15 protein-coding genes are annotated in these 15421 nt (G+C 45.2%); 4 read left to right on the plus strand and 11 right to left on the minus strand.

Annotated features, from left to right (window positions below; all coding sequences use genetic code 11):
* Positions 1–9 precede the first annotated feature (9 nt).
* The 6 genes from ACN6KS_RS05470 to ACN6KS_RS05495 form a co-directional block, all read right to left on the minus strand.
* On the minus strand, positions 10–738 hold the full coding sequence (locus ACN6KS_RS05470; protein ID WP_440961532.1) for a glycerophosphodiester phosphodiesterase: 729 nt from the start codon (positions 736–738) through the stop codon (positions 10–12).
* A 165-nt stretch (positions 739–903) separates the two neighbouring features.
* Positions 904–1761, minus strand: a complete 858-nt coding sequence (locus ACN6KS_RS05475; RefSeq protein WP_440961533.1) for an STM4011 family radical SAM protein — start codon at positions 1759–1761, stop codon at positions 904–906.
* Complete coding sequence (locus ACN6KS_RS05480) at positions 1758–3107, minus strand: STM4012 family radical SAM protein (protein ID WP_440961534.1); 1350 nt, start codon at positions 3105–3107, stop codon at positions 1758–1760. The genes ACN6KS_RS05475 and ACN6KS_RS05480 overlap by 4 nt, the downstream gene beginning before the upstream one ends.
* A 28-nt stretch (positions 3108–3135) precedes the next feature.
* On the minus strand, positions 3136–3918 hold the full coding sequence (locus ACN6KS_RS05485) for an STM4013/SEN3800 family hydrolase (RefSeq protein ID WP_440961535.1): 783 nt from the start codon (positions 3916–3918) through the stop codon (positions 3136–3138).
* Positions 3918–5252: an STM4014 family protein gene (locus ACN6KS_RS05490; protein WP_440961536.1), complete on the minus strand. Its 1335-nt coding sequence runs from the start codon at positions 5250–5252 to the stop codon at positions 3918–3920. The genes ACN6KS_RS05485 and ACN6KS_RS05490 overlap by 1 nt, the downstream gene beginning before the upstream one ends.
* Complete coding sequence (locus ACN6KS_RS05495) at positions 5215–6060, minus strand: STM4015 family protein (RefSeq protein ID WP_280788911.1); 846 nt, start codon at positions 6058–6060, stop codon at positions 5215–5217. The genes ACN6KS_RS05490 and ACN6KS_RS05495 overlap by 38 nt, the downstream gene beginning before the upstream one ends.
* Positions 6061–6263: 203 nt before the next feature.
* On the opposite strand from ACN6KS_RS05495, the gene ACN6KS_RS05500 reads away from it, so the two are divergent.
* Genes ACN6KS_RS05500 through ACN6KS_RS05515 form a run of 4 tightly spaced genes read left to right on the plus strand, consistent with a single transcriptional unit; the run spans position 6264 to position 9232 of the window.
* Positions 6264–7739, plus strand: a complete 1476-nt coding sequence (locus ACN6KS_RS05500) for an amidase family protein (RefSeq protein ID WP_440961537.1) — start codon at positions 6264–6266, stop codon at positions 7737–7739.
* A 36-nt stretch (positions 7740–7775) separates the two neighbouring features.
* Complete coding sequence (locus ACN6KS_RS05505; RefSeq protein WP_440961538.1) at positions 7776–8309, plus strand: NAD(+) diphosphatase; 534 nt, start codon at positions 7776–7778, stop codon at positions 8307–8309.
* Between the two features lies 1 nt (position 8310).
* Entirely contained in the window at positions 8311–8661 is a 351-nt protein-coding gene (locus ACN6KS_RS05510) for a cupin domain-containing protein (protein WP_440961539.1), read from the plus strand.
* 25 nt (positions 8662–8686) lie between these two features.
* On the plus strand, positions 8687–9232 hold the full coding sequence (locus ACN6KS_RS05515; protein ID WP_440961540.1) for a GNAT family N-acetyltransferase: 546 nt from the start codon (positions 8687–8689) through the stop codon (positions 9230–9232).
* Between the two features lie 121 nt (positions 9233–9353).
* Here the strand turns inward: ACN6KS_RS05515 and ACN6KS_RS05520 are convergent, their stop codons facing one another.
* From ACN6KS_RS05520 to ACN6KS_RS05540, 5 genes are all read right to left on the minus strand, one after another.
* Entirely contained in the window at positions 9354–11042 is a 1689-nt protein-coding gene (locus ACN6KS_RS05520) for a glycoside hydrolase family 13 protein (protein ID WP_440961541.1), read from the minus strand.
* Between the two features lie 37 nt (positions 11043–11079).
* On the minus strand, positions 11080–11901 hold the full coding sequence (locus ACN6KS_RS05525; protein WP_179281684.1) for a carbohydrate ABC transporter permease: 822 nt from the start codon (positions 11899–11901) through the stop codon (positions 11080–11082).
* A complete protein-coding gene (locus tag ACN6KS_RS05530; RefSeq protein ID WP_036680400.1) occupies positions 11898–12764 on the minus strand; it encodes a carbohydrate ABC transporter permease in 867 nt (288 codons plus the stop codon). The genes ACN6KS_RS05525 and ACN6KS_RS05530 overlap by 4 nt, the downstream gene beginning before the upstream one ends.
* Before the next feature lie 82 nt (positions 12765–12846).
* A complete protein-coding gene (locus tag ACN6KS_RS05535; RefSeq protein ID WP_094872497.1) occupies positions 12847–14106 on the minus strand; it encodes an ABC transporter substrate-binding protein in 1260 nt (419 codons plus the stop codon).
* Positions 14107–14261: 155 nt separating this feature from the next.
* Positions 14262–15266: a LacI family DNA-binding transcriptional regulator gene (locus tag ACN6KS_RS05540; RefSeq protein ID WP_076284001.1), complete on the minus strand. Its 1005-nt coding sequence runs from the start codon at positions 15264–15266 to the stop codon at positions 14262–14264.
* Between the last annotated feature and the right edge of the window lie 155 nt (positions 15267–15421).

The following is a 15421-nucleotide window of genomic DNA, read 5'->3' on the forward strand; positions in this document are numbered from 1 at the left end:
ACTCCCTTATTATTTAGCTAGAAGCCCAGCCAGCACATCTGGATGATCTGTAATAATACCTGACACTCCAGCTTCGATTAAAGCCTTCATCCGCTCTGGATCATTAACAGTCCAAGGATGATAAGCAATGCCATGCTTAGCTGCTTCTTCGACGAATTCAGGAAGTACTGCTTGATGATACGCATGCAGCGCATTTGCGCCAAGCGTAGCTGCATAATCCCAAGGACGATACAGACCTTCCCCGTATAGAATTCCTGTCCTGATCTCAGGTGCAATTGTTTTACTGTGAGCTAGTGAATAATGGTTGAAGCTTGAAAAAATCACGCGATCACTCATCTTGAACTCCCGTACAGCCGCGATAACCTTTTCCTCCATACCCGGGTAAAAGAAAGTACCATTCTTAAACTCGATGTTCAGTACTGTATCTCGTCCTTGCAGCAGATCTAATAAATCTTCTAGCAAGGGGAGCTTCTCGCCTTTGAACTCGGGACTGAACCAAGAGCCTGCGTCCGCTTCCAAAATTTCTGCAAGGGTCTTATCTTTTACATAGCCTGTTCCGTTTGTCGTACGGTTCAGGGTTTCATCATGAATAAGAACGAGCCCGCCATCCTTGGTCATTTGTACATCGGTTTCAATTCCGGTTGCACCTAACTCAAGACCTTTGCGGAACGCTGCCATAGTATTTTCCGGACACACTGCCGATGCGCCGCGATGCGCAAAATTAATAATGTTCTTCATCAGCTATTCATCCCTCCAACATAGTGTTTGCTGTCGCCCTGTAGACGAGGGCTACTTTTCATATTCCACATAGAGTAAAGAAACCCTGTTTAGAAATGCTGGCAGGGCTCTATTTCTTGAAATTTAACATGCAGTTTACCTTACAGCAATTCTCGCTTCAATGATTCATAGCCCATAAGGAATTCGTTCCAGCAGACCTGATCCATAGATGTCTTGCAGCTTCAGCTCTGGCATATGGATATAACCGATATAACAGTCGCACACCTTCATTCGGCAGCTTCTTATAGCGGACAGACCTTCCAAGCCATCGCGATAGAGGTTGCCAATGACACCTCTGTCCTTATAACAGCGTTTCACCAGTCCAGCACCTTGTACATAAAAGACTTCTTTTCCTGCATTGCAGGTCTGCCCCAGACTCTCGTAATCCATAGCATTCACGGCAAAATGTGGATCAATCTGGCTCAGAATGGAAAGATCCTCGGCTGTATAGTAATCTGGTTTATCTTTATAAGCATTGACCCATAGATATACGCTCTCTGGTAATGCTGCGCGAAGCGAGGTTATAGCTGGAAAGGCACTGCGAATCCCAACGCTTCCTACACTGAAAGGTACATTATTCTCGTACAAAGCCATACATTGCGTTAGAAATTTATCCTCGCTCACCTGTCCGGGGTGGTAAGTAGCCCAAAAGGCAGCTTTGTTTCGATTCAGCTGATGAATGAAATCAAGATTTGCTGATAGGTTAGTCTGAATCGCTACCTTTTCCACATGTTCCATATTGGAGAGTGAAATCATCGCTTCTTTATACCAGCGGTGAATCAGCCCTTCGCCATAAGGATTGAAAAAGATAGACAGCCTGTGGCCAGCTGCACCCTGCAGAGAGGCCCACTCGACAAAGGTTTCCAGCCCTTGCCGATCCTTGGCGAGAGTGGCTGCATTGTCCTTATTTTTGCCGAAAGGACAGTAGGGGCAGTCATAATTGCAAGAGGTGAGAGATCCGCGGTAATAGAGAACGGAATTCATGGTAATACGAACCTTTCCATTTGCTCCCGAATCTCTCCTGAAATAAACCAATCCCCAATCGAATCAGAGTAGCCCATGCCTTCGGTAGTGAGGCGCAGTACGCCATCTATTTCCATTCCCAAGCCAGTTTGAAGCAGGTTCGACAGCTCAGGATAATCATCCCAGAGCGAATTTTTGAAGCGCAGGCTGTAGTCTTCTATCCTCAGACCTTCACTATGTAAAATTGCCTTCAGAATAAAGCGGCGCTTCTGTTCCTCTAGACTTAGCACAATGCCGTAATCAGCCGTATCGTAACGATCCGCTGCGACGTAATCAGCAATAATGCTTTCGGTTGCTTTACGGCTCACCCCGTAACGAGAAGCGTAATGCACATGGCGCGTGTAGGATCTAGCCCCGCAGCCCAATCCAACCATCCCTTCTTCTTGGCAACTATAATCGATAATAGGTTTGTCTGTTCCCGCGCTTTCTTTGGCGAATCGACGCATGGAATATTGGCGATAACCTCTAGCTTTAAGCAACTGTCCAGCAGCTTTGTAGCAATCTAGGCGAATATCCTCCTGACGCTGGATATCGTCAGGCTTCACAATCGTATGCTCACGGGTGTAGAGCGGATAAATAAAGATTTCCTCTGGCTCATAGCTAAGCGCCTGATTTAGTGAATACAGCCAAGAGTCGACGGTCTGCCCCGGAAGACCATAGATCAGATCCAAATTTAGAATAGGAAAATCATATTTCCCCAGCAGCTCCAGTGCCCGGTACACCACATCCGGGTTTTGGGGGCGATAGATGGCTGCTGATTCAGCAGCGACGAAGCTCTGGATGCCCATACTAACCCGATCTACTGTATATTCTTTCAGAATATTTAGCTTTTCTTCGCTAAGAGTCTCGGGGGAAGTTTCCACCGAGATGGAGGCTGTACGCGTATCCAGTCCCATCGTATCAACGGCAATGTGGAACAAACGGCGAAGCTGATCTGCCGCCAGCAATGTAGGCGTTCCACCACCAATCGCGAAGCGGGCATACGGCTTATGATCGGTAAATGCTGCCCACTGCTTGGCTTGACGTTCTAGCGCGTCCACGTAAGTAGCGTGAACATTCGCTCGTTTATCAGGCAGGGTGAATAGGTTGCAGAATCCACAGCGAGCGCCGCAAAAAGGAATATGCATATATAAAAAAAAGGATTCTGCAGGCTCATCTCGCCATAAGGCTTCTAGTGGAAGCGGAGGCTGTAGATCCCTGTAAGCTGTTTTGTGTGGATAGGAATACAGATAAGATCGGTAAGGGTAAGCCGTAATTTGGTCTTTCCATTTGTGAAGTTCTTCTAAAGAGAAGGACGATAACGTCATACAGTGCTCCATCCTTTCCTTTTCCTTGTTATAGAATAAATTCGCGGTAGGGGACATTCCATACGGTTTCGTGAACTAGGCGATGCCCCTGATAGCCATCCTCGCCAAAGGCGGTCCCATGATCGGAAAACGCCAAACAGAAGGTAGGATTACCGCGTTCCCGGAAAGCGTCGAATAATCGGCCCAGTTCACCATCCACATATCGTAGTGCGGCGCGCTGGCTGTCTACGGAGTCTTTTTTAGCACCAGGTATAAAATAGTGGTTTGGCCCGTGGATGGCAGAGACATTAAGGAACATGAACAATCTTTGTTGGCCCGGAGTATCCTTCAACAGCTTCAAGGCATGATTCACCTGATGCTCTGTGGAACGCGGATTGGTGACCCCGAACGTCATCCGCCAGTAGCTTTGCTGGAAATAACTTGGTAACACACGAGCGAGTGGATTTTTTTTGGTGAAAAAAATAACGCCCCCTATACATACTGTGCGGTAGCCCTCAGCAGCAAGCCCAGACACAATATCCGGTGTATCGAATAGCCAGGTATGGGGATGTGTCTTCATCCCGGTATTTCTGGAATGGAACATGCGGATATGCTCGCTCTTATCCGTTGTGGCCGGCGTAGGCAAGAAGCCGCCGAAGAAGGCGTGATGAGCCGCATAAGTAAAGCTGCCTGGGGTATGTCTTCTCTCCCATGATCCGGTCCCGCACAAGTTGGGACAGTTCGCTTCTTCCATTACAGCAGCATCATAACGAAGCGTATCGAGTGTGATCATAAGAATATCATGCGTGCCGACGATGGTGTTCATATCCATTAAGATAAACCTTCCTTTATAAGCGGTGTGGAGGGAGGCGTGATATAGTCTCTAGCCGACAATACCTTCATTTCCCATTCGTAGGTGCTGCATCCGCGGTATTTCACATCGTAGAGCAAATCGCCAAATGGATTGACATCAGCGACAAAACACTGCTGAGAACCCCCGGATACCAGTACATCTATTCCGGCTACCCCGGAACGGGGAAAAGCAGCCAGTGCTTGCAGGGCGGTATTCCGCACCTGCTCCTGTACGGATTCAGACAGACCCGCTTCCGAAAGAGACATCCGCTGGTTGCGTAAATGCAGATTCGTAATCGGAGTAGGACTGACCCGAGCAACCGCGTGGCAGGCCTCGCGGAGAACGACTAGCTGGCGAATATCAAATGCTTTTCCCTTAAGCCCCGCTTTAGGGATCCATTGCTCAGCATAACCCCCGTGCTGGTAGATCCAATTCATAATTCCCGAGATCGTGACAGTATCTGTGTACCGTCGCAGTTTACCGGAATTATAGTAAATGGGTGGTCGAGTGATGTAATTCTCGACCCCCACAGTTGTTAAGGCGATTTCGGCACCGGTCACGGGATGGATTTGATAGGCGACCACCCCAGAAGCCGCAGAGCCGAAGGCCAGCTTAATGAATACCCGGTGCATTCGCCGGGATAACATCATCTCCCGGAGAGAGGTATAATCCGTAGGCTGTTGATCCTCGCCTACTGGGCGAGGGACTGGAATTCCTGCCTCACTTAGAATCTGTTGTGTCTGGCGTTTATCGGTCATGGCGGCAATGTCAGCAGGATCATTTAACCATAGCGAACCTGGATATGCGATTGTCGCCTCACGTTGTAGTCTAGCCAGCATTCGGCAGTAGCCGCGGAACCATTGGGATGGATGATGCATAACCCCCTGCATTTCCTTCAATTGACGAGCGACCTTCACACGGAGTGGTCGCGGGTCAGGTCTATCGGCGTAGGGATGAAGCGAATCGTCCATATCATCCGAATCTGGTGCACCTAGAGCGATTAAGGCTCGTTCTACCTCAAAGCTGCTTCCAGGTGATTCCAGTCTCAGCAGCGGGGGAGCTGTACTAAGATCTATTCCGTTATAAATGGAGGGCTGACTGGATATCTGCTTCTTCTGCTCTTCCATAAGATCACCTAATGATCTACCTTGCAGAAACTCAGTGTACGATAAAATAAGGGCAGGGGGCATTCCGAGATCGGAACGCGCTTGCTGGATACCGCTAGTCCGTTTATCACCGGGAATACCGATAATGATCATCGGCCTCATGAGAGGCTCACTCTGTGATGGAAGGATAACGCCAGTCTTCCTCATCGTCGCTTTCCTGCTTGTCGCTGACATCAACAGGCAATCCACTCTGTTTCCAGCGGTTAATCATCTCGTCAGACATATAATGATGGCTTAGGTTTAATGCTTTTAATTTTTTGATTCTGTCGCTGGCTAGAAGCAATTCAGCCCCTTCGTCGCTTAGGGTACCGAGCGAAAGATCGAGCGTATCCAGTTGATCCAGAATAGGAGCATTTGCTAATGCACCTGCGATCTCATCTTGGATTTGGCTATTTTTTAATCCTAGATAAGTAAGCTTAGGGAACTTCCCTACTTCTATAAGAGGGAGAAGATCTGCGAGGTTGCCGTCAAATCCGTAATTGTCTACACCCAGATATAGCTCCAGCTTGCGTAAATTCGGTAATTGGCTAGTTGCAATATGTTCAAGAACGGCTTTACTTAAGCCCCCACTGATAATAATCAGTTCTTCTAGCTTGTCGTGTTTGAGTTCTGCCAGGCTCAGCTCGTTCCCACCTTGAATCGTGAGTGATTGTAGCTCTGGAAAAGCGGGTAACAGTGGCGAAAGATCGCTTTGGGTAATCCAAGAAATCTCACATTCCTCATACCCCATCTCGCCTATGAAAAGCTTACGCAAAGCAGGGAAACTAGCACTATGCGTAACGAGTGCCTCTACAACCTCTTCTGAACTATTCTCGTAGGCTTGCCCCCAATCACCGATGATTAGACTTGTCAACGAAGAACTTTCAGGGCTGCTGCTAAGCTTCTCAATTTCTGTGCCAATTCTTTGGCCTTCTTCGAATTCGTCGTATCCGATACTGAGCTTTACTTCCGTCATGGGCATTCCCTCCCGGAAAAATTTAACTTCGAAAATACCCTATCATCTGTAGCCAAGGGAGTCAAATCACAGGTTTAAATAATTATAGTCAAATTGGTCATGTCATTGACCTAAGAATGTATGGTAGGTTTATGCTAGGGAGAGTTACATTATTTTGAAATATAAGGACGCCGAAGGCGATTATACTTGAAGGAGCTGCTCTAATGAAGATCAAACTTCAGGAATGGATAATAGAAGCGGATATTGCAAAGCTGCAAGCGGCTATGGAAGCAGGAGTAGTCAGCTCAGAGGATTTGGTAGCAGTATATTTGGAACGGATTCATAAGTACGATATAGACATAAACGCAATCTTAGAAATCAATCCTGAGGCTATAGAGATTGCCAGAGCACTGGATGTTGAACGTAAGGAACAAGGAAGCCGGGGAAGTCTACACGGTATTCCTATATTGTTGAAGGATAATATAGATACAGCGGATAAGATGCATACGAGTGCTGGCTCCATAGCTTTAGCAGGATCATTTGCGGCACAAGATTCCTTCGTAGCTGCGAAGCTTCGGTCGGCAGGGGCTGTTTTACTTGGAAAGGCGAATATGTCGGAGTGGTCTAATTTTATGTCCAGTTCAATGCCAGCTGGATATAGCTCACGTGGAGGGCTTGTGCTGAATCCATATGGACCTGGGAACGTATTTGTCAGCGGATCTAGTTCTGGACCTGCGGCAGCGATTGCGGCGAATTTGGCAGCAGCATCGATCGGAACAGAAACCGCGGGATCGATTGTTGGGCCAGCCAGCCAACATGCGCTCGTCGGGATCAAACCAACGGCCGGATTAGTCAGTCGTGCTGGAGTGATTCCGATTTCGATTAGCCAAGACACCCCTGGGCCTATAACAAGAACGGTGACGGATGCAGCGATTATTTTGGGGGCATTAACGGGCGTAGATGACAAGGATGAAGCAACATTTTTAAGTGAGAAGCATGCTTTTACGGACTATACTCCATATTTAGATAAAAGCGTTATACGGAAAGCAAGAATAGGCATCCCACGGCATTATTACAAGCATTTAGATGCAGAGCGACTTTCGTTGATGGAAGCAGCGATCCAGACTTTGAAGAACGAAGGCGCTACAATTATAGATCCAGTTACGCTTTACGTTGAACAACAAAACTGGAATAATGATGTGATCTGTTATGAATTTAAAAAGGGGCTTAATGCCTACTTATCCCAAGTAGATGATTCTGTTCCGATTCACTCTTTGCAAGAATTGATAGCATACAATGAAAGCCATGCTGAAATCGCCTTACAATATGGGCAAGACACATTAACTAGGTCAGAAGAAATAACATTGACTGAAGAGGAATACCAGCAAAAGAAACAAGAATATAGGAAATTAGCGCTTGAGCAAGGAATAGACTACGTGTTGGAACAATATAGTTTGGATGCGTTATTGCTGCCGGGTGATGTAGATGGGATGTATATTGCCGCACGTTTGGGCTATCCGTTAGTTGCCGTTCCAGCTGGATTTGTTGCTCATGGCATTATTGATGCCGACGGTGATCCTACTAGAGGCCCTTTTGGTGTAGTTTTTTCTGGAAAAGCCTATAGTGAGCCTACGCTCCTATCCATAGCCTACGGATTTGAACAAGCTACACAGCATCGTATTCCACCTCAACTGGAATAGGTATTGACTACTTTATTATAGAAGGAAGAGATCAGCTTGAAATATTGCCTAGAGTGCGGAACTGCGTTAGAAATGAAAGAAAACGATGGGGAAGGGCAGGTACCTTATTGTAAAACATGCGAAATGTTCCGATTCCCTATTTTTAGCACAGCGATCAGTACAGCAGTATTAAACCGAGAGATGAATAAGATTCTATTAATCCAGCAGTATAACCGACCAGATTATATATTGCTTGCAGGATACGTGAATAAAGGTGAAGATGCAGAGACGACACTTATTCGTGAGGTAAAAGAAGAGGTAGGTCTTGACATTGTAGCCTATGAATATATGCGCAGTTTGTATTTCGCGCCTTCTAATACGCTGATGCTGAATTTTATAGGTGTTGCAGATTCGGAGGATTTAAGTCAGATGAGTGCTGAGGTGGATCATGCAGAGTGGTTTGCTTTGGAAGAGGCCGCGGAAGCCATTAAAAAAAGCAGTCTAGCCGAAACCTTCTTATTGGCGATTATTGAGAAATTGAATGCAGGGCAGGTACAGGTGAATCCAGTAGCGGTAGGAGGATCCGTCTAAAATGCGAGTATTTAGTTTTTCAGAAGAAGTCGGTAAGTCTATTGATGCATTCGGCAGCCAGCAGCTATATATGTCGAGAATACTGACAGAGGTGGTTTCTCCACATGTTGGTTGTATGCACTTGGGTGTGAATGGACTTGTGGGCTGGCATCAGGCTCCGACTCCACAGCTGTTTCTGGTCGTTAGCGGAGAAGGCTGGGTCAGAGCTGGGGAAGAAGCAGAAATTCCAGTCAGTGCGGGCTCTGCCGTGTATTGGGACAAGGGCGAGTGGCATGAGACACGCACGGAGACAGGACTAACAGCGATAGTGATAGAAGCTGAGAAGATAAGTTTGGCGATGCCGTTGGTGTGAGAGATACTAGAGCGGAGGGAAAACAATGTTCAATCAAGAGAAAAGAACAATGACGACCGAAAGATTTATTTTGAGACCTTTTGAATTATCTGATGCAAAACGTGTCTCTGACCTCTGCAATAATTATAATATCTACAAAAGCACGTTGACTCTTCCTTATCCATATTCCTTGGATTGTGCGATATCCTGGATTGAAACGCATGAAGATCATTTTAACGATGATAAATCCTATGAGTTTGCCATTACGGATAAAAATACAAACGAGCTTTATGGAGCTATAGGACTGACAAATAAGCAAGCGCACAGAAATGGTGAAGTTGGATATTGGATCGGTGAGGAATATTGGGGGAAAGGGTACGCGACTGAAGCAACAAAAGCGGTCATTGCGTTTGCTTTTTCAGAAAAGCATTATCATAAAGTCTTTGCAATACACTTTGCTTCAAATCCCGCCTCTGGGCGAGTGATGCAGAAATGTGGAATGGTGAAGGAAGGCATACTCATGCAGCATATCTATAAAGAAAATAAATATGATGACCTTATTCATTATGGGATTATTAACACAGAAGGTTAAGCTACCTACATAAGGTGGAATTTTAAAGTTCTTACAAGCAAATAAATAAGTAAAAAGGAGCCGAGAGGCTCCTTTTTGTAGTTTTACCATTGATCTTTGCTGACAGATCGGATGGATTTTATTATTTAAGCTTATATACACGAGCTTCATAAGGACGAAGCTGAATCGTGTTTATTTCTTCTTCTGCACTTACTTCGTAGTTGGCAATGAGCAATTCCTTCGCTTGGAATTTCACAGTAGAAGGAAGCTCGAATACTGTAGAATTTCCAAAGAAATTCAGTACAACCAGCAACTGCTCTTCTCCAAGAGTACGTAGATAAGCATAGACCTGCTCATTCTCTTCAGCCAAGATGGTATAACTTCCGTATACGATAATCTCATGCTGCTTACGAAGCTCAATTAGCTTCTTATAGTAGTAAAAAATAGAATCAGGATCAGCCAGCGCACTCTCCACATTAATGTCCTTGTAGTTAGGGTTCACAGTCAGCCACGGAGTGCCGGTGGTGAATCCTGCTTGTGGCTCGGAGTTCCATTGCATCGGTGTACGGCCATTGTCCCGGCCTTTGATGTAAATGGAATTCATGATTTTTTCTTCCGAGTGTCCAGCAGCTAAGTATTCCTTATACATATTTAGAATTTCAATATCTTTGTAGTCGTCGATGGAAGCGAACTGTACATTCGTCATCCCGATTTCTTCACCTTGATAGATATAAGGTGTACCTTGGAGCGTGTGAAGCAGTGTTGCTAACATTTTGCCAGACTCTTTCGGGAACAGCTTATCGTCCCCAAAGCGGGATAACATACGCGGCTGATCGTGGTTGTTCATATATAAGCTGTTCCAACCCTTACCATCCAGTGCGACTTGCCACTTGGAAATAATGGACTTGATGTCCGCCAGCTTCCAAGGCTGTACATTCCATTTGCCTCCAGGCCCGGAATCGACGTCCATAAGTTCAAAATGGAATACCATGTTCAGCTCGTTACGATCCTCGGAAACATACAGTGAAGCTTCTTCTGGAGTGACATTAACAGCTTCGCCTACGGTCATGATATCGTACTTGGATAGCACCTCACGATTCATTTCCTGCATATATTCATGTACGCGTGGACCGTTAACGAAATAGTCTCCTCCGAAATGGTACGTAGGCTGGTCCGCGTTATTTTCCCCAGCAACGCTAGGCAATTCCGGTACTTTGGAAATCAGGTTGATCACGTCCATGCGGAATCCGTCAATTCCTTTATCCAGCCACCAGGTCATCATATCGTAGATTTCCTGGCGGAGTTTTGGGTTCTCCCAATTAAGGTCCGGTTGTTTTCTAGAGAAGAGATGGAGATAATATTCTTCCGACTTCTCATCGTATTCCCAAGCCGACCCACTGAAGAAGGAGCCCCAGTCGTTCGGCGGCTGTCCATCTTTACCAGGACGCCAGATATAATAATCACGATAAGGATTATCCTGTGATTTACGGGATTCCACGAACCAGGCATGTTCATCTGAGGAATGGTTAACCACGAGATCCATAATCAGCTTCATGCCACGGCTGTGAAGTCCAGCTAGCAGTTCTTCCCAATCGGAGAGTGTTCCGAAGTCATCCATAATACTTTGATAATTACTGATATCATAACCGTTATCGTCATTAGGCGACTGGTATACTGGGCACAGCCATACCACGTCAACACCAAGATGATTTAAATAATCGAGTTTCGAAATAATTCCTTGCAGATCACCAATGCCATCCCCGTTGCTGTCTTTAAAGCTGCGGGGGTAGATTTGATACACTACGCTTTCTTTCCACCATTTCTTTTCCAAGGTTATAATCTCCTATCTCTGTATAGATCTAGCTGTTTTATTTAATGGACCCTGATGTTAGTCCGCTGATAATCCATTTTTGTGCGAACAAGTAGACGATGAGCATCGGGGTTAATGCGAGCAGATATGAAGCAAATGCTAAGTTGAAATCTGTACTGAACTGCCCCTGGAACACATATTGTACCAGCGGTAGCGTGTAAGAATCCTGATCGCCGAGCAGAACCAGCGGTAGCATAAAGTCATTCCAAGTCGATAGACAAGACAGGATACCGATCGTTGCACTGACAGGAGCAAGGAGTGGGAAAATAATCTTCCAGAATGTTCCGAATGTCGATGCACCGTCTACTGTAGCCGCTTCTTCCAGTTCGTACGGAATGGAACGGATATAACCGGTGTATACAAATACGTTAAAGGCCAGACCATAAACAACGTAAAGAATAATAATTCCCACAATGTTGTTCATGTGCAGGTCCGTAGTCACTTTGACTACAGGCAGCATGATAATTTGGAAAGGAATAAACATTGCGCTAATAAAATAGAAGTAAAGCACTTTGAAAAATCTTCGCTTCATATTACGTGCAATAGCATAGGCTACCATGGAGTTGGTAAGTAATATGAACACGACTGTTGTAATGGTAATTATGGTACTATTTCCTAAGGCATTGAAGAAATTCGTTGCCTTAATGGCATTGGAGAAGTTCTCAAAATGCAGGCCAGTTGGCAGAGAGAAGATAGATTGAGCCATTTCCTCGGGATTCTTGAGTGCGATGGCAATGGTCATGTACAGCGGAAACAGGATCAGTATTGAGCCTAGGGCGATAAGAATCGTTACAGGCCAGTTGGTTGATTTTTTGATCATAAGTCCATCTCCCGTTTCTGCAGAAATTTAAGCTGAAGGGCGGAGATAACGACAATCACGATAAAATAAATCACGGCGTTCGCCGATTGATAGGCAAATTCTCCGCCTTGGAAGCCGCCGGTGTAGATTAAGTGGGCAATGGATTGCGTTGAACGACCCGGACCCCCGCCTGTCAAGGCAACGATTTGGTCGAATACCATTAGACCGCCCTTCATCGCGAGCACCATATTGATGGTGAAGAAGGAAGCAAGCATTGGAAACGTAATGCTCCAGAATTCTCTCCAGCGGCTAGCGCCGTCCAGATTGGAAGCTTCGTAAAGATCATGAGGAATGGTTTGAAGACCCGCCAGATAGAGAATCGTGTTATAAGCAATCCCCTGCCAAACGGCTACAATGACGATACCGATCCAAGCCCAGTCGGAGTTACCGAGAATGTTCTGTGATAGGAATTCGCTGCCGAGTTTCGCACCCCAAATAGGGAATACATTAGCGAACAAGTAGTTAAAAATAAAACCAACAATCAATACGCTGAGGATATTCGGCAAGAAATATACGCCACGGAAAAAGTTTTTAGCTTTAATTTTGGCGTTAAGTCCAAGCGCAATCAACAAGCTGATGATATTGATAAGAATAGTGGTTAGAATGGCATATTTAAAAGTGAACACATATGAATTCAACACATTTTCATCTTGAAAAATGTTAATGAAGTTCTTAAATCCTACGTAATCAAAGCTGTCACTAAAGCCGTCCCAGTTCGTGAACGAATAATATATACCCTGGATTGCAGGAAAGGTATGGAAGGCAAAGAAAAGAAGTAATGCCGGTATAGTCATCAGATAAAAGGCGACTCGGCGTTTGGCCATCATGTAATCCTCCTCATTGTAAAAGCGAAAGAGAAGAGGGGAAGCCCCGTTCTCTTTCGCGGTTCATGTTTGTCTGATCAGTTTATTTCCGGTTAGCTACTTTATCCCATTCCTTATCAAGCTGTTCTAGGTAAGCTTTAATGTCTTTCTTTTGCAAGAAGGATTGGTTGATGGTATCCACTTTCATCGCACTTGGGATGTAGTGGTCAGCAAAGTCAGCCAAGTTGCCAGCGGTAAACGCTTCTTTGAAGCCATCCATCGTTGGATCATCTTGTGTTACACCTTGTACAGCTGGGAATGCTTTTTGCTCATTGATGTATAGGCTAACATTCTCAGGTTGAAGCAGGAAGTCTACGAATTTCTTTGCTTCTTCTTTATGTTTAGTGTTCTTGGAAATCGTCAGCAACGTATCTACGCCAGAAATGACTTTGTTATCGGCAGCATCATTTGTTGCTGGGAATGGGAATACGCCAAGTTCAATGGATGGATTGGCTTTCACGATTTCTGGGATCGCCCATACGCCTTGCAGGTACATTGCTGATTCACCTTTAGCGAATGCTGTGTTTCCGTCATTGTAACCTTTACCAAAGATATCTTTTTGTCCGTATTCCGTCAGCTTAAGCAGCTTTTCAGCAACCTCGTTAAAGCTGTCTGCGAAGGTTACAGTGCCTGCCGCACGCTCCTTGAAGAAATCATTCCCTTTAATGATCGTGGAGAGGGAGTTGAACGGCGTAAGTGTTGTCCATGAATCCTTCAGTGTCAGGTAAAAAGCATTTTTACCGCTGTCCTTGAACTTTTGAGCGACAGCCATGAACTCATCCCAAGTAGTTGGAACAGTAACACCGGCTTCAGCAAACATCGCTTTATTGTAAATGACACCACTTGCGTTTGAAGAGAATGGAAGACCATTCAGTTCGTCCGAACCCGTTAAGTCTTTCAGCATTTGAAGATATGCTGGCTGGATATTCTCAGCGAGTGGATCGCCTGTGAAATCTTCAAAAAGACCGCTGCCAGATAACGTCTTGTAGGTGTCAGTTGCTCCAATCCCTACCACGTCAGGAATATCTTTCTTCGCTGCACGAGTTTTCAATACCGTTTCAGCATCTGGCGGGTTAACCTGTGTGACAACAATATTTGGATTGGCTTCATTGAATTTCGCAACCAGCTTGTCGAAGGTGGCTTTGGCTTCGGTTTTATTTTGGAAAAACTCGACTTTTACCTTGTCACCGGAGGAGGCATTTCCACCACTATTTGCGCTGTTGTCAGCCGCATTGCTACCACAGGCACTAAGTACGGACATTGCCAGTACGCTAACCACTACGGGTTTGATTGTTTTTTTCATGATTAAATCCTCCTAATAATTTGTTGGTATTATGAACATGTAAGAGATTAAACATGTACGTAAATGAAAACTAATTGATATTCTGCTACTTATCGGCGGCAGATATGCATTACCAATAGAGAGAGTAAACGTTTACGTAAAAGGGGTAAAAAGACTCAGGTAAGTGATCTTACCGTTTGTCTTTCCACGATTAAGTGATCGACAATTTTGCTATCCACAGTCTCGCCTGTTTCAATCATCTGAATAAGCTTCTCCACGGCGATCTTACCAATATCGTACAGTGGTTGACGCACTGTAGTTAACGGAGGAATAATCATTTTCGCCATTCCAAGATCGTCATAACCCATAATGGATATATCGTCGGGAACACTTAAACCATATTTGATGACCGTGGAAAGAGCACCAATCGCCATTTCATCACTAGCGGCAAAGACGGCAGTGACATCAGGGGCTTGCTCCAAGAGAGCTTCCATTGCAATGCTCCCGCTTTCATACAGGAAGTCTCCAAAGGTGAGATAGCGGCTGTCGAAAGGAATTCCACTTGCTTCAAGCGCTTTACGATATCCCTCAGCTCTGGGTGCACCAGCGATAGCATCGCTTGGATTTCCGCTGATCATGGCAATTTTGCTGTGACCTTTGGAAATTAAGTAGAGGGTAGCATCATAAGCAGCCTGGTAATCGTCTACTTTCACGTAAGGTACACTGGCAAATTCCGTTTGGGAGGAAACCAACACAACTGGGATTTTCATGGTTTCTAGCACATCGTAATACTCTTTCTTCAAGACCTCACTAGAGTAAATAATGCCATCAACCTGCTTCTCCCTTAAGAGTTGTAAGTACTTTAATGTTCGTTTACCATCCTGGTCGGTATTACAGACCATTACACTGTAATTGCGGTCATTGGCCAATTCCTCAATGCCTTTAAGCAGATCAGAGGAGAACGCTCCAGAAACACTTGGGAACATTACACCAATGGTCTGGGTACGCTTATTGATTAGGCCACGAGCAATCGCGTTAGGTTGATAGCCGAGTTCTTTGATAGCTTCATTTACCTTTTGTTTCGTCTTGTCGGAGTACCCACTTAAATTGTTTAGCACGCGAGAGACTGTTGCAATGGAAACGTTCGCTTTTTGTGCAACATCTTTAATGGTTGGGTTCATTCATACGTGCTCCTTAGATTACGGTTAGCCTTAGATTAAACGTTTACGCTTTGAAAATCAAATTCCTTGAAAAGATTTACGTAAACGCTTACCCTGAATATAAATCCTGGCAGGTATGCTTGTCAACTCCACTTAAAAAATATGTGAGGGATAAG

It is taken from the genome of Paenibacillus nitricinens, assembly GCF_052056485.1.
GTDB lineage: Bacteria > Bacillota > Bacilli > Paenibacillales > Paenibacillaceae > Paenibacillus_AQ > Paenibacillus_AQ nitricinens.